This is a genomic window from Paludisphaera borealis (assembly GCF_001956985.1).
GTDB lineage: Bacteria > Planctomycetota > Planctomycetia > Isosphaerales > Isosphaeraceae > Paludisphaera > Paludisphaera borealis.
In genome coordinates this window covers 2,823,032-2,844,689 of record NZ_CP019082.1, presented here as the reverse complement: position 1 = coordinate 2,844,689, position 21,658 = coordinate 2,823,032, and the positions used below count along the sequence as shown (strand labels likewise).

Sequence of the window (21,658 nt, the reverse complement as noted above, 5' to 3'; positions counted from 1 at the left end):
GAGACACGGCCTCATCAAATATCAGAGGTGCTGAAATACAAACCGTCATGACGCCGTGGGGACACCCGGCCTCATGAAAATGGGGAGGTGACCGGTTTTGGGTGGCTGTGGCAGAATGCCACAGAGACGAGGGCCGTGGCGTCTCTCCTGTGGTGTCGCTTCGCTCCACCACAGCCACCCAGTCGAATTTTCAGAGCAGCCCGAAGCGCCAGCGAGTGCATGCCCCGGATCGCTCAGGGGAATGCACTCGCTGGCGCTTCGGGCTCGTACCGGCGGGTTGCGCTCGTTCATTCGGGAAGCGCTAACCGGGGCGTCCCAGGGCGCCGTCGACGGCACCGACGAGACTTTCGCCAAGTCCTTTCTGGCGGATCGCTTCGAGGTCGAGGCGGCAGGCGAAGAGGGCGTCGATGATGGCTGCGTCCCACTGCACGCCTCGGCCCTTTCTGAGGATCTCATCGATCTGCGAGGGCGTCAGCCGTTTGCGGTAGGGCCGGTTGCTCGACATGGCGTCGAACGAGTCGGCGACGGCCAGAATGCGGGCCTCGAAGGGGATCTGGTCGCCTTCGAGGCGGTCGGGGTAGCCCGAGCCGTCGAGGCTCTCATGGTGGTGTCGGACCCCCGGCAGGATGTGCCGCAGCTTCTTCAAGTCTTTCAGGATCGTGACGCCGATCTCGACGTGCTCCTGGATCTTGCGGTACTCGTCGCGGGTCAGCGGGCCCGACTTCTTGAGCACGTCGTCGTCGATGCCGATCTTGCCGATGTCGTGGAGCAGGCCGGCCAGGTACAGGTCGCTCCGCTTCTGGGGGGGCATGCCGAGTTCTTCCGCGATACGGACGGCGATCCGGGCCACGCGCTCGGAGTGGCCCGAGGTGTACGGGTCCTTGGCGTCGATGGCGGCGGTCAGGGCCCGGATGATGCCGAACAGCAGCTCCTTGAGATCGGCGTAGATCCGCGCGTTGTTCGACTGGGTGGCGATCAGCGACGCCACGTACTGCATGCGCTCGATTTCCGGGCCGGCGATCAGTCGCTCGTCGAGTGGGTTGACGACGACGAGCCAACCCGAGACGCCGGCGGGGGTCGATGCGAACCGGTGGACCGAAGCCGGCGTCGTCGCCAGCGGCACTCCGGCCGGGTCGTTGGCGACCAGCACCGAATCACGTAGCGCGGGGGGCAGAAAGAGCCGGTACGACGACGGGGCGATCCCCTCGACGTCGCCGCTGACCACGACCTCCTCGGGCTCCTCGATCGGAACCCAGGCCACGGCGGCCATCCCCAGCGACGCTCGCAAGACGTTGGTGGCGAGCGCCTGGAACCGGGCGGGGGGGTCCGAGATCCGCAGCCGCCGGATCAGCCGGCCGATCACCACATGCTCGCCTTCCTCGTCCCCCGAATCGCTCGCCTTGCCGACGCCGGCTCCCGCGACGACCGCGAGGGCCTTCCCCGGCCCCGCGACCGACCCCCCCGGTCGAAACGTGACTTGCTCAATCCCAGAGCGGTCGTCGAACATCGTTGAACCTCCGCCTCCGCCGGTTTGTGATTCTTAATTAAGAACGCCATGCCTTGGTTTTCCTCAAGTCTAGGACACGAATCCTCCGGGCATCGCGGAACGGGCGATTCTTGTACTTTCGGGAGGCCCAAGTTGACTGGAAGCCTCATCAGTGGACAACCGGAACGCGCGGGCCTATGGAACAGGTGGAGGCGTGCATGTGGCGGCCTCGCCAAGCCCGAATCAGGGCTTTTCCTTGCCGCCGGCCTCACAGGGTCGGTCGGCTGTCTACTTAGGTGAAGCGTATTGCGTCCCTGCGTCGCGGCGAATCCGCGCGCCTTGGGCCGGAAGAAGGTGCGTCTCTCATGTCAGGTGAACACCGAGCGGCCAGCGACGACGACGAGCTTTTCGACCAGTGGAATCTGGCCGACGACGACCCGCTCGATTCCCTGCGGTGGACCGAAGATCCGCGCCAGCGAAGCCTTCGAAAGCCGAGCAAGCCGTCGACCGAGGCCACCCGGGAGGGGACCAGAGAAGCGCAGCCGCTGGACCCCGAGTCTTCGGACCTGGTTCAGGATTTCGCCGTCGATTCGGTTCGGATCGAGGATGCTTCGATGTCGGCGGGGGCCGGATCCGCGGGGGAGCCCGCGGTCACGTGCGTGTACGATCCCGACGCCGGGTTTCAGATCGGCGGCCGCTCCGGGCCGGACGTCCCCGGCCGGCGGGCGCCCTTGCCTCGACCCGGCGACGAGGTCGGCGGCTTCCAGTTGGTGATCGAACTGGGCCGTGGGGCCTTCGCCCGCGTCTTCCTCGCCGAGGAGGTCAACCTGGGGCGCCGGCTGGTGGCCTTGAAGATCTCCAAGGCCGAGGGGGACGAGCCGCAGATCCTGGCGCGGCTGCAACACGCTCACATCGTCCCGGTCCACTCGGTGCATGACGATTCGGCGACCGGCCTGCGGTTGCTCTGCATGCCGTTCCTGGGCGGGGCCAATCTGGCGCAGGTGCTCGAAGAATCGTGCGGGTACGCGAACGCTCGGGCCACCGGCAAGGGGCTCGTCGAGGCTCTCGACCAGCTCAGTCAGCGGTTCCCCACCCGGGCGGGGGAGAGCCTGTCGCTGAGTCGTGGTTCGATCGGCCGGGCGCCGTCGCGGAGCCGGTTGGCGTCGTCCCGAGGAGGCCCGCGGTGCGATTCGCCGGTCTCGACCACTGCGATGACGGCGGCGACGCCCGTGAGCGAACGCCCGGCTCACCACCGGCCGTCGCGGCGCTACCTGCCGATCCGTCACTTGATGGAGCGGATCGCGGGGGCGGAGGCGCCCGCGACGGCCGTCGCCGATCACGACGAACTGCTGCCGAGCCGCAGGTTCCTCCGCGGCGCCGATTCGATCCGCGCGGCGGTCTGGATCGTCGCCCGACTCGCCGAGGGGCTCGAACATGCGCACTCGCGCGGCTTGCTGCATCGCGACCTGAAGCCGTCGAACGTCCTGATCGCGGCCGACGGCACGCCGATGCTCCTCGACTTCAACCTCGCCGTCGCCATCGAACCGGGGCAGGAAGCGGCGGCCGAGGAATTGGATAAGGCGATGCTCGGCGGCACGTTGCCCTACATGGCGCCCGAGCACCTCGACGCTTTCGATCCCAAGGGGAGGACCAAGGTCCAGGAAGTCGACGAGCGGTCGGACTTGTACTCGCTGGGCCTGATCCTTTTCGAGATGATCGCCGGCGAGCCCGCCTTCGACCCGCCTCCCTCCAACGGGCCGACGCTGCACACCCTGAGGAGGATGGTCGAGGAACGCCGACGGTCGCCGGCGCCCTCGCTCAAGGCGCGTCGCCCGGACGTGCCGCCGAGCATCGACGCGCTGGTCGCCCAGTGCCTCGATCCCAACCCCGATCGCCGCCACGCCAGCGCCGGCGACCTCGCCGAAGACCTGCGGCGTTTCCTCGACGACCTGCCGATGAAGCACTGTCCGGAGCCGAGCCTCACGGAGCGGGCGGGCAAGTGGGCCCGCCGACACCCGATGCTCTGCGGGTCGACCTCGATCGTCGCGGCGGCGATGGTCATGGTCGTCTTGCTCGGGCTGGCGGCGGTCCAGGCGTACGAGGGAATGCAGGGGCTTCACTCGCGGCTGAGGCTTCGGGTGTTCCAGCACGACGTTCTGGAATGCCGGTTCCTGCTCAACACCTTCGGCCGCGACGACGCGTTGATCCGCAAGGGGATCGCACTGGCGGCGGCGACTCTCAAAAACGCGCAGGTCGCCGAGACCGACGCGGCGGACTTCGAGGACCGAGTCTCTCCCGAACAAGCCGCCGCCCCCTGGATCTCCAGGCTGGGACCGCTGGAGCGCGACGAGGTTCAGCGCTCGATCGTCGAGCTGACGATGCAGCTCGCGCACGCCCGGGTGGTCTTGTCGAGTCGGCACGGCGTAGGCCAGCAACTACGGACGGCCCTGGAGAACGCCGTCGCGCGGCTGGATCAGGTCGAGGCGACGACCTCGCGCCCTCCCTCGGTCCTCTTCCGCCAGCGATCGAGGTATCGGGCGGCTCTCGGCGACGCGGAGGGGGCGGTGCGTGATCGGGCGCGGGCCGACGCTCAGCCGCCGACCACCAGCCACGAGTGGACGATGCTGGGATCGTTCCTGTTCGTGAGCGGCGACCCGACCGCCGCCGAGCAGGCGCTCCGCGAGGCCGTGGCCCGCGACGTGACCTCGTTCTGGGCGTGGTTCAATCTCGGCCATTGCCACTTCGACCAGGGCCGGTTCCTGGAAGCGGCGTCCGACTTCACGGCCTGCGTCGTGGCGCGGCCGGAATTCGCCTGGGCCCACTTCAACCGAGGTCTGGCATTGGCCCGCGCGGGAAGGCCGCGCGAGGCGAAAGACGCCTTCAACGCGGCCGTGGCCCGCGACGGCGACTTCGCCGAGGCGTTCGTCAATCGCGGGCTGGTGGAACTGGAACTCGACCAGGCCGCCGAGGCCGAGGCCGACCTTCGCAAGGGCATGGACCGGGGCCGTCGCGACCCCGCCGTGCTGGCGGCTCTCGGCGACGCGTTGGTGCGACAGGGCAAGACCGTCGAGGCCGAGCGCCTGTTCGGCGAGTGGATCGGACAGGCGCCCCGCGACCTGACCCTCCGGGTCGCCCGGGGGATCACCCGGCTGCGAACCGATCCGGACTCGGCCGCTGCCGACTTCGCCACGGTCCTCGCCGTGAAACCTCGGCACGCCCTGGCGCACTATGGGATGGCCTGCGTCGTCAGGGTGACCGACCGAGCCCGGGCGATCGCGCATCTGGATCAGGCGATCCAGGCCGATCCGGGCCTGATCGACGCGTTCGAGGCCCGGGCTCTGGAGCGGGCGCGGGACGGCGATCGTGGGGCTCTCGACGACGTCGACCGCCTGATCAAGTCGCCCACGGCCAACCGCCTGTACAACGCCTCGTGCGCCCTGGCGATCCTCGGCGAAGCGACACGCGAGCCCCGATTTTTCGGCCGCGCCGTCGCGATCCTCGAATCATCGTTCAAGGCGGGGTTTCCCCCGGCGCACGCCGTCGACGATGCCGACCTCGCGCCGTTGCGCGGTCGGGCCGATTACGTGGCGTTGCTGGCTCGCTACCGAGGTGACGCGGGGCGTTGATCGGGCGAGGCGCGATGGATCAGCAGGCTGAGCGGCGTTTCGAGGCCGTGGGCTTCGAGCAAGGGGGCGTCGTCGAGGATCTGGCGACTCGGGCCGTCGGCGACGACCGCGCCGCCGTCGAGCAGGATCGCCCGGGGACAGACTTCCAGGACCATTTCCAGGTCGTGGGTGGCGATCAACTTCGTGCACGAGAGTCCGGCGATCAACTGGATGAACCGCCGCCGCCCGCGCGGGTCGAGGTTGGCGGTCGGCTCGTCGAGAGCCAGGATCGACGGGCCGCACGCCAGCACGCCGGCCAGGCAGACGCGTTTCCGCTCGCCGAAGCTCAGGTGATGCGGCGGTCGTTCGGCGGCGTCGGCGAGGTCGACCCGCTCCAGGCATTCGAGCGCGAGCCGACGCGCCTCGGCCTTGCCGAGCCCGAGGTTCAGCGGGCCGAACGCGACGTCCTCGATCACGCTGGTCGAAAAGAGCTGGTCGTCGGGGTCCTGGAACAGCAGGCCGACCCGGCGGCGGACCTCGACCGCGTTCCGCGCGTCGACTTCGAGGCCGTCGATCCAGACGGCGGCCGGGCTCCGGCCCTTCTGCGACGGCCAGGCGACGCCGTGGTGGTGGTTCGAGGCGGCCGAACTCCGGCGACCCGGCAGCAGGCCGTTGAGGTGGAGCAATAGCGTGCTCTTGCCCGCGCCGTTGGGACCGATCAGGGCGACCGACTCTCCCGGCGCGATCTCGAAGCTCACGCCGTTGAGCGCGTGCTTGCCGTCGGGGTAATGGTAGACGAGCCCGCTCAAGCGGACGGCCGTCGCATCAGACGCGTGTTCTGTCATCGCCACGGGGTCGCGTCAATCTTCCAGGGTTCGAATCGTGCCGTCCCAACCTCGGGCGGTCATGGCCGCGTGGACGCGTTCCTCGCGTTCCAGCGCGCGGAGCAGGAGGACCCCGATCAGGGTCGAGAGCGTGCCGATGCTGAGATCGCCCCGCCGACGGAACCAGCGAGCCCGACGGGCCGAGCGCATCCGCTCCAGCTCGTCGCGCAGGACGTTCACGTAGCGATCCATGAAGCTGAGCGTCGCCGCCAGTACCGGCGGCATCCCCAGGCGGCGCATCGCCAGCAAGAGCTTGGGCCAGGTCGTAACGTGGACCAACACCAGCATCATCAGGAACGCCAGGCTGTTCTTGATCAGCAGGTTCAGGACGACGAGCCCCCAGCTCATGTTCGCGCGGGCCGCCAGACCGCCGGCCGTCACGGCCGCGAGAAAGCCGACGAGGGCCAGAAACCCCAGCCAACGCGTGAACAGGCGGACCGGCGAGGCCCCCGAGGCCGCGATCAGCATGGCGAGCACCAGGCCGAGCAGCCCGAGCAAGCGCCACGAGCCGAGCGGCGTCGCGACCACGGCGACCACGTACACGACCGCCGCCACGAGCTTGACGCGGGCGTCGAGTCGGTGGAGCGGACCGTCAAGCGCCATCGAATTCGACCTTCCCGGGCGGCGGGCCCTCGCGCGAGAAGACCCGGGCCAGCAGCCAGGCGAACGCGAAGACCGCCAGCGTTCCCGTCAGCCCCGCGAGGGCGGTCGCCAGCTTGACGTGGTCGAGCCCGAGAACGGGAACCGAGACCGGAAGCTGGTAGTCGGGCATCGGGGCGGCGAGCATGGGGGGGGCGTCGTCCTCGGGCAGAAAGCCGAGCTTGCCGCCGACGTATTCAAGACCGTCTGGCGCCTCGCTGGCGAACGGGGAGAGGAACACGGCGACCCCCAGCGCGATCCCCACGCCGGCGAGCGTCGTCGACAGCCAGCCCGGCAGCCATCGGCCCGTCGGCTCGTCGAGACCGTCGCTTCCTGGCTCGTCATCGATCAGGTCGGGGCGGGTCAGGAGGACGAACCGGACGACCAGCCCCGTGATGAGAGCCTCGCCCACGCCGATCACCGCGTGCACCAGCGCCATCCAGCTCAGGATGCGGAAGAAATCGTGCTTGCCGCCGAGGATCGCCAGCTCGATCGTGAACGCGCCGGCCGCGAGCAAGACCGAGAACCAGGCCGCGATCATCGAGCCGATCAAGACGCCCCGGCGACCGCCGATCGCCCGGCGGATCGGCGCGTAGACGGCGTAGCCGCCAACGGCTCCGACCAGGCCCATGTTGATGAAGTTCGCGCCCAGGGCCGTTAGGCCGCCGTCCTGAAACAGCAGACACTGGACGATCAGGACGGCCGCGATCACCACGGCGCCGGCCCATGGTCCGAGGATCACCGCCGACAGCACGCCGCCGAGCAGGTGACCCGACACGCCCGGCCCGACCGGGAAGTTCACCATCTGGGCCGCGAACACGAACGCCGCCATCATGCCCATCAGCGACGTGGTCCGCGCGCCGTGTCGCCGCTCGACGACTCTCAGCCCGTAAGCCAGACCCGCCGCGCCCAGGGCCGTCGTCGCGATCGCGACCCGACCATCGATCAAGACGTCCGGTATGTGCATGTCCCACCCCGCCCGCGACAGCCCGAAACCGCGCCTCCCGTGACCCTTCGTCACTGGCCGATCATACACCCGTTATGTCGTTTGGTCAAAAACTTCATACCGGAGCGGGGAGCAGTCGTCAGCGGCCGCCGGCGACGGCCGGGGGAATCGGCCGGGGGCAGTCGGGGATGGCGGCGAGCGCGGCCTTGAACTTGTCGCCGATCATCGCCTGGGCGTTCTCGTACAGCATCTTCTCGACCTCGGGGAGTCGAGCGTCGCTGAGCGCCAGCCGGGTCGAGATGAAGTTGGGCAGGCTCGGCAGGGGGACGGTCGTCCGCGCGTTCGGCGTCGACTTCCAGATCTCGCGTCCCTGCTGGGAGAAGCTGATCCGGGCCTCGATGCGCGTCAGGCGGTTCTGGGTCGCCATGTAATTCCCCTCCTGCCGCTCGTGAATCGAGAGGGTCAGCCGGTAGGGGGCCCGCGACCAGTCGTCTCGCCAGGGCTTGGTCGAGGCGGCGGGAAGGTAGCCCTTGTCGCCCAGCGCCTTGATCATCACCGGCCGCATCGACTTGTCATACCCGGCCTCGGTCCCCAAGAGGAATTCGCCGGACGGTTTGTCGATCACCACCCCTCGGCGCTCGATCAGGGGAACGACGATCGCGTTGAGGCGTCGCAAGACGGCTTGCTTGTCGTCGGGAGGCAGATGGATCGCCACTCCGGCCGCGGTCGTGCAATGAGCGACGGCGTCAACCGGGCGCTGCGACTCAACGGCCGATCGGGCGGCGGCCTCCTCGACGTCGATCCAGCGGTGCAGGGCGGCCAGGAACTTCGCCCGCACTTCGTTCCCGAGCGTTCCGAGATCGTGGTCGGCGCCCACCCGCGCCTGGACGTTCAACCAGTCGCCGAGGGCCGATGCGTCGCGCTCGGCGAGCTGAAGGATCATCGACTGAACGTCGCGGACGGCCAGCGATCGGCGGCGGTCGCGAAGCGTCTTCCTGTCATTCGTGTGCGCCGGGACGGCCGACGGCAGGTATTCCAGCGCCGTGTCGAGGTCGAGCAAGGCCATATCGAAGCGGCCCGCTTGTTCATGAGCCTCGGACGCGGCGATCAACTTATTGATCGTGTGTGCGCGCGCGGCTCGTTCCTGGCTGAGGATCAGTTGCATGGCGGCCGTCGAGACCAGAGCGACGGCGACGAAGCCGACGCCCACCCAGGCCCAGACGACCCACCGCGGCTGTGCAGACGAAGTTCGCTTCCAGCCGTTCGAAGCCCGGGGCAGGAACGGGACTTCGAGCAGGCGCTTGCAGAACTTGCAACGCACCTGCCGCCCCGACCCGAACCGGCGGACTTTGACGATCTGGCCGCACTCCGGACAGGCGAACTCGCCGTCCATGTCGGTGGCTCTCTCAAATGCGTATCACTGTGGCATGCGCCGTTAATGGTACGCGTGGAGTATACCAGACGGCTTGAAACAGAATCGCCTCATTCCGGCGCAAGTTCCCCGTCCGAACGATCGCGAGGCGGCCTCGTCGATCATCCCGGATCGGCTGCGGAGGCGTTCTCAGACGGCGGGCTGGTTGGTGCAGTGGTTCATGAGCCAGGTGTCGACGTCGGCGAGCATGCCGCTGCTGAGGCGGTGGTTGCAGGGGTAGGACTGGAAGGCGACGCGGAGGCCGCCGGCGCGGAGGGTGGAGACGTCGCGACGGGCTCGCGACAGGGGGACCCGGCTGTTCCAGGCGCCGTGGACGACCAGCACGGGGAAGTCGCGACACGCCCGAAGTCGGCCGAGGGGGCGGAATCCGCCGGGGAGCCAGCCGTTGATCGCGACCACGCCGGCGAACTTGTCGGGGAAACTTAGCCCCAGCCGATACGCCACCGCGGCCCCTTCGCCGCAGCCGACCAGGAAGATCCGCTCGGAATGAACGTGCAGCAGGCTTCGGGTCTGGCGAATCCCCGTGAACACGCCTTCTTCCAGACGGTCGATCGGGTCGGCTTCCGAGTCGAACAGCGACCGACGCACCGACTCGGCTTCCGACAGCCGAGGGCGAACCCGAAAACCGCTCCGATCGGGGAGTTCGAAGTCCGCCCCCCAGGAATAGCCGGACAACCGTTCGCGCTTCATCACCGGCGTCGGGCCGCGCAGGCCGAGACCCACATAGTTCCGCCAGCTCAACGCCGGCATGGCCTTGACGAGTTGGTCCTCGTCACCCCCTCGTGCATGCAGGAGGACCAAGAGCGGGTACGCATAGTTGGGCTCATACTGCCTCGGGATGAACTGCGCATCCACCAGTGGCGAACTGCAAGACACCGTCGAGGAGCCCTGTGCATCAATCCGGTCTTGGGCCATCGAAAAAACCTCACTGGACAAGACTTCCCAGAAGTCGATCAACGCGGGAGATTCCAGGCGAAGACCGGAGGTGGAAGCCGTCGCTCAGCCTATCAGGGTGAGATGCTCAGACCTGCAAAGCATAGCCACGAACTTGCCGCCCTTCAACAAACCGCCTAGGTATTTTCAATTTTGTCTCAAGTTTCCCGGATTGCGATCCGAAAGAGCGCCGAATCCATGAAATCTGCTTGGGTTGTGTCGGTTGCCAGTGATCCGAAACCTGGGGGTTCTACGCAGTCGGCGTGGAGAGCGAGGGAGTGACTGCGTGTTTGCCTTGGTGCAATCGGGTGTCGCGTGTTCACTCCCTCGTGCATGGTCGCGGCTGTGACACCTCGCTTAGATGTACTTCTTAATGAAGTCGCCCACCGTCTTGGGGAAGACGCTGAGTTGATGCGTGACGCTGTTATTGATTTTCGGCAGTGGCCGGCGGTACAGCTTCTTGGTCGGCGGGGCCACTAGACCTTTCGCGGCCTGCGCCGCCGTTGCGGCTCGCCTGTTCTTCGCCGCCGAGGGTAGATTGACGGGGAGGAGCTGGCCCGGCGGCGGGTAATTGGGAACGTACGTAGAGCCGTTGCTGCCGAGCAGGCGGAGCGTGATCGGCGCGGAGGTGGCGGTGTTGTTGTTCTTGAAGGTCTCGTTGAGCGCGTTTTCGGGATCGGCGACGACCACGATCTTGCCCATTCCGACGCTGTCGAGGACCACGCCGTCGGGAAGCCTGCTGGGCAGGGTGAGCGTCTGGTTGATCGCCTGGCTGTAGCCGGGGGCGAGGCCGGGGATCGTGGCGTCGCCCAGGAAGATGGACCGGGTGGTGTTTCCGCTGGGGCCGACGAGGAGGAACCGGACCCGGAACGGGCCGGGATCGGCCTCGCCCATGTTCTGGACGGTGGTTTGGACCTGGAAGCTCTTGCCCCAGTTGATCTCGGAGCTCCCCACCGTGACAGTCCCGGTGGCCAGGTCGGGCAGGACGCCGTAGTCCGGCGTCGTGGTCGTCCCGTCGGCATTGACTGGCAGGTTGATGTTCACGACCGCCTGGTCGACGCCGATGCCGCCGGTCGCGAGGTGCGGCGAGACCGGGTTGGTGGCGAAATCGGCGTCCGGGAGGACTGAGAGCGTGTACTGCGTCGTCCCGCTGAGCAGGAGCGGAGGGATCGCGGGAAGCGGGATGTTGGCCTCGACGTTCGCCGTCTGCCAGGCCGCGACGGCCGGAACCTTGATGCTGCCGATCGTCACGTCCGAGCCGGAACCTTGCAAGGTGCCGACGGGCGTGAGCACGACCTGGGCCCGCGTGGCCGGCGCTGCGCCGTACGACGCATTGGCGATCTGCGCCGTCACCGAGAGCGTCCGGCCCCAGGTGGCGCTGGTGGGATAGACGCCGACCGAGGCCGTCGTGAGCAAGGCCGGCTGGGCCGGGCTGATCTGGATCGCCGACTCGTCGTAGCCCGGGCCGATGCCCGAATTATTCCGCTCGTTGCTCTCGGCCACTTGTTGCTGAGAGTCGACCTTGAGGTCGAGATGGACGATACCGTTCTGAGCCATGTTCGGGACGGGGCTGCTCGGAAGCTGGACCGTCGTGGTGAACGGCACCGACTGGCCGGCCGCCAGGCCCCCGGGGATCGTCACCTCGCCCAGATACACCGAGGCGCGGCCGATGGCCGCCCTGCCGCTGGCGTAAATGGCGACGTTGAACGGCTTCGTGACGTCGCCCACGCCCTGGTTGGTGATCTGGCCCGAGGCCGTCACCGAGTCGCCCCAGTCAGCGTTCTGGACTGTCACAAAGGAAGACCCTACCAGGTCGGGCAAGCCCTGCGCCGCGGCCGAGAGCACCTCGCGCTTCTCCAGGGAGTCGTACTGCAAGATGATCGGTCCGCGCCCCCAGGCGCGCCGACGTCCCGCAGATCGCCGATTCTGAGACATGGTCGTTCTCCTCCCTGAGAACTATTACGCCGAGGTCGTCGCCCGCTCGGTCGGTTCGCCGCGTCGCCGCGGGCGTTCCGATTCGTCGGGGAGTCGTGGCGGCGTTCGCAATTCGAATGGACCCTTCCTTGGGCTCCGGGCAAACTATCGATGTCGGCCGACAAGGTCAAGACCGTTCGAATTGGGGGGGAGGAAAGCCGCCGTGGCCTGCGATCAAGCTGCGAACTGGCCGGCGCGACGCGATCCATGGTGGACGGTCGAGAAGCAGGGCCTCGACGTTTCGGCCTCATTGTGATACCAAATTTGAGATGGAGCGCGGCTCGATCGCGCTCCGTCGAGAGGGATCGAGGGTCGAGCGTCGTCTCGCCGCGGTCGGGTTCGAGCGTCCGGGCGGGAGTGATCGCGAGGAGCGGGAGTCGAGGTTGACGGAGCAGCTAGTCGGACAGCTCGGGTATGTCGGGATCGCGTTGATACTGGTTCTCGGCGGGCTGGGCCTGCCGATCCCCGAGGAAGCGCCGGTCCTGCTGGCCGCCATCCTGACCCGCAACGGCCGGATGTCGGGCCCGCTGGCGTTCTCGACCTGCCTGGCCGGCGTCCTCCTCGGCGACTTCATCGTCTATTTCCTTGGCTATTACTTCGGCGAGCGGGTACTCAGCCTGCCTTTGACCCGACGGCTCTTGACCCGCGCCCGCGAGGCGCAGATCAAGGGCTATTTCCACCGCCACGGCTTCAAGATCCTGATCTTGGGCCGGTTCGCGGTCGGCTTTCGGACTGCCGCCTACCTGACGGCCGGAATTCTCAAGCTGCCGCCGCTCAAGCTGCTGCTCACCGACTTCGTGGCGGCGCTTTTGAGCACGTCGCTGATGTTCCTGCTCGGCTACTTGTTCGCCCACCAGATCGAGAAGGGCATCCACGACTTCCAGCAGTGGGTGGCCATCAGCATCGGGGTGGGCGTCGCGGGCTGGCTGATCTACCGCCATTACAAGGCCCATCAGCGAGCCGGGCTGCCGGTCGGTCCGCCGGTGCTGGTCGCCGACGGCGACGACCTGCCGCTGCCTCCCGACGACCTAGCGATCCAGGACAAGTCGCCGTCGCGTTCGGCCCCGGCCGCCGCGGCTCCCGAGCCGTCGCCGGCCGAGCCGGTCGACCCGGCTCCGTCCCGGGCGCGGGTGGAACGATTTCCGAGCCCCGAACCCCCCGCCGGGTTCACGGCGCCCGAGTCGGTCGTCCCGCATTGAAACAATCGGCCTGAATTAGGGCGTGCGGGGCTGATTTCAGCCCCCGGTCCGCGAACGGCTTGATCCGTGTGCGAATGCTTAAAGTCGTGTTGACCCTCCAGGTCGTTCGTGGTAGCTTGCCGATCGTCTCAGCCGGCGTTAGACGCTGGTTGGAGACGCGTACCAGTCGCTGGAGCCTGTTCTCGCCCTCATGTGGGAGTCGTCGATCGGAAGTCGAGGACCGCGCGCCGCCTGGCTTTGTTAAGCTGGGGCGTGGGTTCGAGCCGCTGATCCGGACTCGAGGACGGGAGATCCAGGAGGGGAGTCGCGGCGGCATCGCCGTTTCGGCTCCTTCGACCCGCGTTCGATGCACCAAGGCCCGCGGGTACCGTCCGGAGACGTTCTCCGGCCGGCGAGTTACGGATTGACTCGCACGGGGAGGTTCGTGATGCGACGCGCCTCCCAGATCAACCCTGGAAGATCGACTCGAATGAACAAAATCTCCTCTGCTCTCGCCCTGGGCGCTGGTCTCGTGTTGAGCGCGGCCTCCTCGACCGCACACGCCACCCCGATCGTCCAAAACCTCAATGCGCCCGAGATCTCCGCGTCGGCTTTCAACAGCCTGTTCAAGCCGATCGACGGCGTGGCGCCGCTGACTTCGGCGTACCAGTTCATGGGCACGCCGGTCACGGGCATCGTCGAATCGCAGGTCCTTGAAGGGACTGGCGCCTTCGCCGGGCTCTACGCCTACGCCTACCAGTTCGGCGTCAACAAAGTTTCCGACGTCAGCGGTGAGCCGACCTCGGTCAACAGCGCCTCGCTCCAGTTCAACGCCACGCCCGCCCTGGCGGACCTGCTGAACACCGGCGGTCCCGGCAGCTCGGTCTTCGTCGTCACCGACGGCAAGGTCGGCAACCTGGATCTGCCCGCGGCCGCCCCGGGGAGCGTCATCCAGACCCCGACGTCGATCGCCTGGCTGCCCGGCTCGCAGACTGGCGCCCTGACGTTCCAATACCTCGACCCGGCCAAGGACAAGGGCCCGCTCGGCGCCGGCGCCACCAGCGGCACCATCGTCGTCCTGACCTCCCAGCCGTACACCACCAAGCCGGTCAGCGTCCAGAACGCCAACCCGCAGATCACCTACCCGGCGGCCTACTCGGCCCAGGGCGGACCGATCCAGGAAGTCCCCGTGCCCGAGCCGTCGACCGTGCTGGCCTGGGCCGGCATGATCGGCGCCGCGACCCTCGTCAAGCGGGTCCGCGACCGCCGCAAGGCCGCCTGACGATCGACCTGATCAGCCGCACCGCGGGCGCGCTCTCGCCCGCGTGGTTGTGAAGCCAAAAAACAGCCCCTCGCGACGCCCCTCGGCTCGCGAGGGGCTTTGGCGTTTCGAACCGCCGCCGCGATGCGAGCCGCCCGGTTTTCGGGGGATTCCCGACTCCCGAGTCTGAATCCGCTACGAACGTCCGTGTTGGGACGCTCTAATAGGAACTCAGAGCGCCGTGGAGTCTGAAGCCCGACCCTATCGCATCCTGGGGCAGGAAGCGTCGGAGTCCCGACGATGAGTCCGAGTCAAGGGCGTAAACCGTTGGGCATCCCGCGATTGATCCTCCTGGGGGCGGGCGCGGCCGTGGTTCTGCTGGGCCTGTACCTGGCCGACGACCTGATCTCTTACCTCCCTCGACAAGTCCGCTCTCACGCGCTCGAATCGGCCTTCGCGGCGGTTCTGGCCGGCTACGTGCTGAGCGTCTTCTGGGCCGGACGCCGAGGGACTGAAGACCGATCGACGGCGCGGTTGGCCCGCGGCCTCGATCGGCTCGATGCACTCTCCACGGCGGCGCTGCGGAGCTGGCTCGTTTACGGGCTTGTGGGGGCGGCTGTCGTCTGGCTGGCGATCTGGATTCCGCACTACCTTTACTGGCCCTGGTGCCGGGACGTCGAGGCCTTCGCGGAGTTCGCCCACGGGTGGAATGACGGGGAACTCCCGTATCGCGACATCCGAGGCTATAACTTCCCGGGACACATCTATCTGCACTGGATTCTCGGCAAACTGTTCGGTTGGGGCTACGCCAGGGCTTTCTACGGAGTGGATGCGGCGGCGCTGTTGATGTTGGGGGGCGTCGTCCTCGCCTGGAGCCGGAGGTGCTTCGGCGGCCTCCTCCCGGGGATGGCGGCGTATCTCATGTTTCTCGGTTTCTATCTCGACCAGCATTTCGAGGTCGTGGCCGAGCGCGACTGGCATGCCGCGCTGGGTGCGACGCTCGGCATCCTCGTGCTCCAGGCCTGGCCGGGCCGGCGCGGCCGATGGCTCGCGGCGTTCCTGGCCGCGGCGGCCTTCACCATCCGCCCTCACGTCGTCCTCTTCCTCCCCGCGCTGGCGGACGCCGCGATACGGAGCGAAGCCGGATCGGACGGCGATCCCGGAGGTCAGTGGTCGCGACGCGGCGTGCGTCGTCTCCTGGAGTGGACCGGCGCGTTCGGGCTGTTCGTGACGGTGGGCTTCGCGCCCTTGATCGTCGCCGGAGTGCTGGGCGACCTCGTCCGGAGCCTCCGCGTCGTCGCCTACGGCGGACCTTACAGCACCTTCACGCCCGCCCGAGCGGTGACGTTCCTGGTTGAGGAGATCCAACAACCCACGAGGGCGGCCCTGCTGATCGCCTTGACGTATCTGAGCCTTCGTCCCCCTCGCGGACTGGTCAAGGCGAACGCCCGGACATGGCTCCTCGCGGTCGTGGGGGCGCTGTTTTATCGCCCCCTGCACCCGATGGATCATAGTTATCTGAGGACGCCGCTGGCTTTAGTCGGCTCGACGGCCTGGGCGATTCCGATCGCGTGGTGCGCCCGGATCGCGACCGAGAACTCCGGCAGGCTGCGCCGGCCTTTCCCTGGCCTGCTGCTGATCGTGCTGCTCTTGTTCGAGACTCTCCCTAGGTGGTTTCCGTACAATTGCGACGTCCGGGCGACTCTTGATTCGATCCGCGCCGCAGCCACTTCGAGATGGCCCAGGCTGCCGCCCGGGGCGTGGATCTGGTTCGACCAATCGAAACAGCCTTTCTACACATGGGATGGATACATCCGGCTCTTGCGTTACGTGCGCGAGACGACCGGCCCTACCACGATCGTGGCCAACGCCCTGAACAATCCGCCGTTTCCCTGCGTCAACGGTCCCACGGGCCGAAGGTCTCCCTTCCACGTCGAGACGGGCGTCGCCTGGATGTGGCTGGTCCATCACGACCTCGACGAAGAGTTCGCTCACGACCTGGAACAGGCGGGGGACGATTCGATCGTCGTCTGGTCGCCCACTGAGATCGGCCGCCAACCCCGGATTCCCTTGAAGCGACTGACGCAGGTCATCCTGGACGAATACGAGCCCGAAGCGCGGTTCGGGCTGATCGAGGTCTGGCGGCGCAAATCGAACAACCCGGCAGAGCTTCGGCTACAATCCAGAGGAAACGAGGAAGTTCCCAACCCTCTTCCTTCCCAGGTCTCACCCCCATGACGATGACGCCGCCGCCGATCGCCAAGGTCCGTCGCACGTTCGATCAACCCGAGGCACCGGACGCGCCGGCGGCGGTCGCCCTGGCGGTCGCCGTCAGCCGGCTGGTCGATCGCGCGCCGGCCGGGGGACGCGTCGCGATCACCGTCGGCAGCCGGGGGATCGCCGGGATCGTCGAGATCGCCCGGGCGACGGTCGACGCCGTGCGCGGGCTTGGGTTCCAGCCGTTCGTGGTCGCGGCGATGGGCAGCCACGGCGGCGGCACGGCCGACGGCCAGCGCTCGCTGCTTGCTGAGCTGGGGGTGACCGAGCGGACCGTCGGCTGCGAGGTCCGTTGCGAGATGGACACCGTCGTCATGGGGACCAACTCCCTCGGCCTGCCGATCCATTTCGACCGCAACGCCTTCGAGGCCGACGGAATCGTCCTGCTCAACCGGATCAAGCCCCACACCTCGTTCACCGGCGACTACGAGAGCGGCCTGCTGAAGATGCTCACCATCGGTCTCGGCAAGCGCGAGGGGGCGGCGCAGGTTCACAAGCTGGGGCTCGACGGCCTGCGGCGGATCTTGCCCGAGGTCGGCGCCTTCCTGCTCCGGAAAACCCCCGTGGCCGTCGGCCTGGCGATCCTCGAAAACGCCTCCGAGCACACCGCGAAGATCGTCGCCGTCGAGCCCGAGGATCTGCTGGCCGTCGAGCCCGCGCTGTTGGCCGAGGCCCGCGCGCTCATGGCTCGCCTGCCGTTCGACCAGATCGACGTCTTGATCGTCGGCGAGTTGGGCAAGAACTACAGCGGCACGGGGCTCGACCCCAATGTGATCGGCCGCCAGCGCGTCGAGACCATGCCCGACCCGCCGTCGCCGTCGATCACTCGCCTGGCCGTGCTCGACGTCTCGGTCGAGTCGCGGGGCAACGCCCTGGGCGTCGGCCTGGCCGATCTGACGACCGACCGCCTCGTCCGGGCGATCGACCCGACGCCGATCCACGTCAACTGCTTCACCAGCAACTTCCTGACCCGAGCCCGGGTGCCGCTGGCGATGCCCACCGACCGCGACGTGCTGGCCGCCTGCCTCGACACCTGCTGGCGGATCGACCCGAACGACGCCCGGATGGTCGTGATCCCCAACACCCTCGAACTCACGACCCTCTGGGTCACCCGGCCTCTCCAAGCCGAGGTCGACGCCCACCCCGAGCTGACTTTCGAGACCGATTTCCTCCCGTTTCCGTTCAACGCCGTCGACAACATCGAGCAGGAACGCCTCTTTCCCGAAAGCCTTCGCGGTCGGCGAGCGAGCCCGCCGCGCGTTTGATAGAGGAGACGACAGCTCGATGCACGCACAGGACTTGACCCTACCGACCGGCTCGGGCTCGCCTCGCCGGCTTCTACCCGTATTGCTCGTGTTGTTCGTCGGCAGTGGCTGTGCGGCGATGATCTACGAGGTCGTCTGGCTCCAGCTCCTGCAACTGGTGATCGGCTCGACCGCCGTTTCGCTCGGCGTGCTACTGGGGACGTTCATGGGCGGCATGGGCGCGGGCAGCCTGCTGTTGCCGCGCCTCGTCTCGACCCGGCGGAACCCTTTGCGGGTCTACGCACTGCTCGAACTGGGCATCGGCGTCATCGGGCTGCTGGTGTTGTACGGCATGCCGTACGTTGAACGGGTGTATCTGCTTTACACCGGCCACGGGACGCCGGACGTCCTGCTGCGCGGGGTCGTGGCCGGGTTTTGCCTGTTGCCGCCGACGCTTCTGATGGGGGCGACGCTTCCGGCGATCGCGCGCCGGGTCGAGACCGGCCCGGAGGGGGTGTCGTGGCTGGGCTTCTTTTACGGTGGCAACATCGCCGGGGCCGTGTTCGGCTGCCTGCTGGCCGGCTTCTACCTGCTGCGCGTCCACGATATGGCGACGGCCACCTACGTCGCCTTCGCCATCAATCTAACCGTCGCCGCGATCGCCCTGGCCCTGGCGACCGTCCCGGCGGGGGGCGAGGCGACGGCCGAGCCGGAGACCAACGAGAGCGAGGGGCGAGCGGCCGGCGTCTGGGCCGTGTATCTGGCGATCGCCCTCTCCGGGATGTCGGCCCTGGGCGCCGAGGTGGTCTGGACCCGTCTGCTTTCGCTGATGCTCGGCGGGACCGTGTACACCTTCTCGTTGATTCTGGCCGTCTTCCTGATCGGCCTGGGGATCGGGAGCAGCCTTGGGGCGTTGCTGGCGCGGCGGGCCGCGTCGGCGAGGTTGGCCCTGGGCGCCTGCCAGTGGCTCCTCACCGCGGCCATCGCCTGGACCGCGGTCATGATCTCGCAGTCGCTGCCTTACTGGCCGATCCTCCCCGAACTGTCGCCGAGCCCCTGGTACACGTTTCAGCTCGACCTGGCGCGCTGCCTCTGGGCCGTCCTGCCGCCGGCCTGCCTGTGGGGGGCGAGCTTTCCGCTGGCGCTGGCGGCGGTCGCCTCGCGCGGCCAAGACCCCGGACGGCTGGTCGGAGGGGTCTATGCGGCCAACACGGTCGGCGCCCTCGCGGGAGCTTTGGTGTTCGGCCTGCTGGTGGTCCCCGCCATCGGGACGGCCGGCGCCGAGCGGGCGCTGATCGGCCTCACGGCGGCGGCCGCGCTGGCGGCGCTGACGCCCCTGGTCCGGCCGTCGCCCGGAACGGTGCGTCTGGGGGGCGCGTCGGCCCTGGCGGTCGCGATGGGGGTCGCCGGTTGGCTGGCCTGGAGCGTGACGCCGATGCCGTGGCAAGTCGTGGCGTTCGGCCGGCAGACGGTGAGCTTGCTCCCCCAGTCGGCACCTGGCATCGTCAAGGAAATCCCCAAGGGCGATGACTACGACGTGTTCTGCATCTACGTCGGCGAGGGGGCGAACGTCTCGGTGGCCGTCACCGAGTCGAAGGACGGCGTGCGGAGCTTCCACGGCGCGGGCAAGGTCCAGGCGTCGACCCGGCCCGCCGACATGCGGCTCCAGCGGATGCTCGGACACATCCCGTCGCTGGTACATCAAAAGCCCGAGTCGGTGCTGGTCGTGGCCTGTGGCGCGGGCGTCACCGCCGGCTCCTTCATCCCACATCCCGACGTCAAGCGGATCGTCATATGCGACATCGAGCCGCTGGTGCCGACCGTCGTGACGCCGATGTTCGGCGAGGAGAATTACCATGTGGTCGACGGGATCGCACAGCAGAACCCCCACACGGTCGACGGCAAGCAGGTCGAGGTGGTCTACGACGACGGCCGGCACTTCCTCCGCACCACCCGGGAGAAGTTCGACGTCATCACCTCCGATCCGATCGACCCGTGGGTCAAGGGCTGCGCCGCGCTGAATACGGTGGAATACTACCGGATGTGCCGCGATCACCTGAATCCGGGCGGGATCGTGTGCCTCTGGATTCCGCTCTACGAGAGCAACGAGGAGACGGCCAAGAGCGTGATCGCCACCTTCTTCGAGGTCTTCCCCAACGGAATCCTCTGGAGCAACGATCGCGAGGGCATCACCTACGACGCCGTCCTGTTCGGCCAGGTCGAGCCGACGGTGATCGACGTCGATGCGCTGCAACGCCGGCTGGACCGCCCGGACCATCAGCTCGTGAAGCAGTCGCTCCGCGAGGTGGGGTTCGGTGAGGCACGCGACGCGGGGCTGGAGGAGGGGGTCGACCTGCTCGCCACGTACGCCGGCCAGGCGCCCTTGATGAAGGAGTGGACGCGGGGCGCCCAGATCAACACCGACCGCAATCTGCGGCTCCAATACCTGGCCGGCATGTGGTTGAATTCCAGCCTGGACGCGCGGATTCTGGCCGGAATCCGCGCGTGTTACCGCTTCCCCGATCAGACGTTCGTCGGCTCGCCGGAGCGCATCGGCGTTTTGAAGCAGCTCCGGCATCGGCCGACTCGGTGGCAGTGAGCCGCGCGTTCGGACTCTCAGGCGATCGCGCTCGCTTCGTTCAGCCGCTTGATCGCCGCGTCGTCGAGTTCGAGACGGGTGGCTTCGATCAGGTCGTCGAGCTGTTCGATGCTCGTGGCGCTGGCGATGGGGGCGGTGACGCTGGGGCGGGCGATCAGCCAGGCGATGGCGACGCGGGCGGGGTTCGAGGCGGTCTCGGCGGCGACCGCTTCGAGGGCGTCGAGGACGCGGAAGCCGCGGGCGTCGAGGTATTTCTTGACCCCCTGGCCCCGGGCGCTCTTCTTGAGGTCGTCCTCGGTGCGGTACTTGCCGGAAAGGAAGCCGCTCGCCAGCGAGTAATACGGGATGACGCCGATGTTCTCCCGGTCGCAGAGGGGCTCAAGATCGTGCTCGTACCCGGCGCGCTCCATCAGGTTGTACTGCGGCTGAAGGCACTGATAAGCGGGTAGCCCCTCGGCCTTGCTGAACTTGAGCGACTCGGCCAGGCGGGCGGCCGAGTAATTCGAGGCGCCGATCGCCCGCACCTTGCCCTGCTTGATCAGTTCGCCGAAAGCCTCAAGGGTCTCTTCGACGGGCGTGTCGGGATCGTCCTTGTGCGACTGGTAGAGGTCGATGCGATCGGTCTGGAGTCGCTTCAGCGAGTCCTCGACCGCCTTGAAGATGTACGGCTTCGAAAGCCCCTTCTTGTCCGGCCCCATCTCCATGCCGACCTTTGTGGCCAGCACGACCTTGTCGCGCTTGTCGGTCTGCTTGAACCACTTGCCGATGATCGTCTCCGACTCGCCGCCGTGGTTGCCGGGCACCCACCGCGAGTACATGTCGGCGGTGTCAACCAGGTTGAAACCCGCTGCGACGAAGGCGTCGAGCAGCTTGAACGACTGCTTCTCGTCGACCGTCCAGCCGAACACGTTGCCGCCGAATGCCAGCGGAGCGACTTCCAGGCCGGAGCCCCCGATCTTGCGGGTCTTCATCATATTCTCCTCAACCATCGTTGTGGGTGCTGCCGTGAAAGAGAGCGAGGGACCACCCGCGGGACGATCGAGAAGCGAAATACCAGCCCGAAGCGCAAGCGAGTGAATTGATTCCAACGGTCAATCGGGAATTCACTCGCTTGCGCTTCGGGCTTGTATTCGGACCGGGACCACCCCAATTCACTCCCACTTTCAGGCCGTCGGGTGTCTTTGCTTTGCTCTTCGTGAT

The 21,658-nt window shown here is 67.6% G+C and carries 14 protein-coding genes; 6 read left to right on the top strand and 8 right to left on the bottom strand.

Going from position 1 to position 21,658, the window contains the following annotated elements; genetic code table 11:
• Positions 1-301: 301 nt before the first annotated feature.
• Entirely contained in the window at positions 302-1,507 is a 1,206-nt protein-coding gene (locus BSF38_RS11035) for an HD-GYP domain-containing protein (protein ID WP_076345560.1), read from the bottom strand.
• A 344-nt stretch (positions 1,508-1,851) separates the two neighbouring features.
• Here BSF38_RS11035 and BSF38_RS11030 point away from each other — a divergent pair, with 344 nt between their 5' ends.
• A complete protein-coding gene (locus BSF38_RS11030; RefSeq protein WP_076345558.1) occupies positions 1,852-5,112 on the top strand; it encodes a protein kinase domain-containing protein in 3,261 nt (1,086 codons plus the stop codon).
• Here the strand turns inward: BSF38_RS11030 and BSF38_RS11025 are convergent.
• From BSF38_RS11025 to BSF38_RS11000, 6 genes are all read right to left on the bottom strand, one after another.
• A complete protein-coding gene (locus BSF38_RS11025) occupies positions 5,088-5,936 on the bottom strand; it encodes an energy-coupling factor ABC transporter ATP-binding protein (RefSeq protein ID WP_076345556.1) in 849 nt (282 codons plus the stop codon). The genes BSF38_RS11030 and BSF38_RS11025 overlap by 25 nt on opposite strands.
• Before the next feature lie 15 nt (positions 5,937-5,951).
• On the bottom strand, positions 5,952-6,578 hold the full coding sequence (locus BSF38_RS11020; protein ID WP_076345554.1) for an energy-coupling factor transporter transmembrane component T family protein: 627 nt from the start codon (positions 6,576-6,578) through the stop codon (positions 5,952-5,954).
• Positions 6,568-7,635 carry an energy-coupling factor ABC transporter permease gene (locus BSF38_RS11015; protein WP_237170844.1) on the bottom strand — a complete coding sequence of 356 codons (1,068 nt, stop codon included), beginning with the start codon at positions 7,633-7,635 and terminating at the stop codon, positions 6,568-6,570. Before BSF38_RS11015 ends, BSF38_RS11020 begins: the two co-directional genes overlap by 11 nt.
• 64 nt (positions 7,636-7,699) lie before the next feature.
• A complete protein-coding gene (locus tag BSF38_RS11010; protein WP_076345550.1) occupies positions 7,700-8,953 on the bottom strand; it encodes a hypothetical protein in 1,254 nt (417 codons plus the stop codon).
• Between the two features lie 168 nt (positions 8,954-9,121).
• Entirely contained in the window at positions 9,122-9,907 is a 786-nt protein-coding gene (locus BSF38_RS11005) for an alpha/beta hydrolase (RefSeq protein ID WP_076350758.1), read from the bottom strand.
• Positions 9,908-10,282: 375 nt separating this feature from the next.
• Positions 10,283-11,860, bottom strand: a complete 1,578-nt coding sequence (locus tag BSF38_RS11000) for a CARDB domain-containing protein (RefSeq protein ID WP_076345548.1) — start codon at positions 11,858-11,860, stop codon at positions 10,283-10,285.
• 422 nt (positions 11,861-12,282) lie between these two features.
• Here BSF38_RS11000 and BSF38_RS10995 point away from each other — a divergent pair, with 422 nt between their 5' ends.
• From BSF38_RS10995 to BSF38_RS10975, 5 genes are all read left to right on the top strand, one after another.
• Positions 12,283-13,098 carry a DedA family protein gene (locus BSF38_RS10995; RefSeq protein WP_237170843.1) on the top strand — a complete coding sequence of 272 codons (816 nt, stop codon included), beginning with the start codon at positions 12,283-12,285 and terminating at the stop codon, positions 13,096-13,098.
• A gap of 469 nt (positions 13,099-13,567) precedes the next feature.
• Positions 13,568-14,359, top strand: a complete 792-nt coding sequence (locus tag BSF38_RS10990) for a hypothetical protein (RefSeq protein ID WP_076345544.1) — start codon at positions 13,568-13,570, stop codon at positions 14,357-14,359.
• A gap of 279 nt (positions 14,360-14,638) precedes the next feature.
• Positions 14,639-16,576, top strand: a complete 1,938-nt coding sequence (locus BSF38_RS10985) for a hypothetical protein (RefSeq protein WP_145952068.1) — start codon at positions 14,639-14,641, stop codon at positions 16,574-16,576.
• On the top strand, positions 16,573-17,880 hold the full coding sequence (locus tag BSF38_RS10980; protein WP_237170842.1) for a nickel pincer cofactor-dependent isomerase, group 22: 1,308 nt from the start codon (positions 16,573-16,575) through the stop codon (positions 17,878-17,880). The genes BSF38_RS10985 and BSF38_RS10980 overlap by 4 nt, the downstream gene beginning before the upstream one ends.
• Before the next feature lie 19 nt (positions 17,881-17,899).
• Positions 17,900-20,458 carry a fused MFS/spermidine synthase gene (locus BSF38_RS10975; protein ID WP_076345538.1) on the top strand — a complete coding sequence of 853 codons (2,559 nt, stop codon included), beginning with the start codon at positions 17,900-17,902 and terminating at the stop codon, positions 20,456-20,458.
• A gap of 17 nt (positions 20,459-20,475) precedes the next feature.
• Here BSF38_RS10975 and BSF38_RS10970 read toward each other — a convergent pair whose 3' ends face one another.
• Complete coding sequence (locus BSF38_RS10970; RefSeq protein ID WP_076350757.1) at positions 20,476-21,429, bottom strand: aldo/keto reductase; 954 nt, start codon at positions 21,427-21,429, stop codon at positions 20,476-20,478.
• Positions 21,430-21,658: the final 229 nt, after the last annotated feature.

Bases quoted from the DNA above. Each gene is read 5' to 3' on its own strand.
- BSF38_RS11035 (WP_076345560.1), bottom strand. From the start codon at position 1,507: ATGTTCGACGACCGCTCTGGGATTGAGCAAGTCACGTTTCGACCGGGG.
- BSF38_RS11030 (WP_076345558.1), top strand. From the start codon at position 1,852: ATGTCAGGTGAACACCGAGCGGCCAGCGACGACGACGAGCTTTTCGAC.
- BSF38_RS11025 (WP_076345556.1), bottom strand. From the start codon at position 5,936: ATGACAGAACACGCGTCTGATGCGACGGCCGTCCGCTTGAGCGGGCTC.
- BSF38_RS11020 (WP_076345554.1), bottom strand. From the start codon at position 6,578: ATGGCGCTTGACGGTCCGCTCCACCGACTCGACGCCCGCGTCAAGCTC.
- BSF38_RS11010 (WP_076345550.1), bottom strand. From the start codon at position 8,953: ATGGACGGCGAGTTCGCCTGTCCGGAGTGCGGCCAGATCGTCAAAGTC.
- BSF38_RS11005 (WP_076350758.1), bottom strand. From the start codon at position 9,907: ATGGCCCAAGACCGGATTGATGCACAGGGCTCCTCGACGGTGTCTTGC.
- BSF38_RS11000 (WP_076345548.1), bottom strand. From the start codon at position 11,860: ATGTCTCAGAATCGGCGATCTGCGGGACGTCGGCGCGCCTGGGGGCGC.
- BSF38_RS10990 (WP_076345544.1), top strand. From the start codon at position 13,568: ATGAACAAAATCTCCTCTGCTCTCGCCCTGGGCGCTGGTCTCGTGTTG.
- BSF38_RS10985 (WP_145952068.1), top strand. From the start codon at position 14,639: ATGAGTCCGAGTCAAGGGCGTAAACCGTTGGGCATCCCGCGATTGATC.
- BSF38_RS10980 (WP_237170842.1), top strand. From the start codon at position 16,573: ATGACGATGACGCCGCCGCCGATCGCCAAGGTCCGTCGCACGTTCGAT.
- BSF38_RS10975 (WP_076345538.1), top strand. From the start codon at position 17,900: ATGCACGCACAGGACTTGACCCTACCGACCGGCTCGGGCTCGCCTCGC.
- BSF38_RS10970 (WP_076350757.1), bottom strand. From the start codon at position 21,429: ATGAAGACCCGCAAGATCGGGGGCTCCGGCCTGGAAGTCGCTCCGCTG.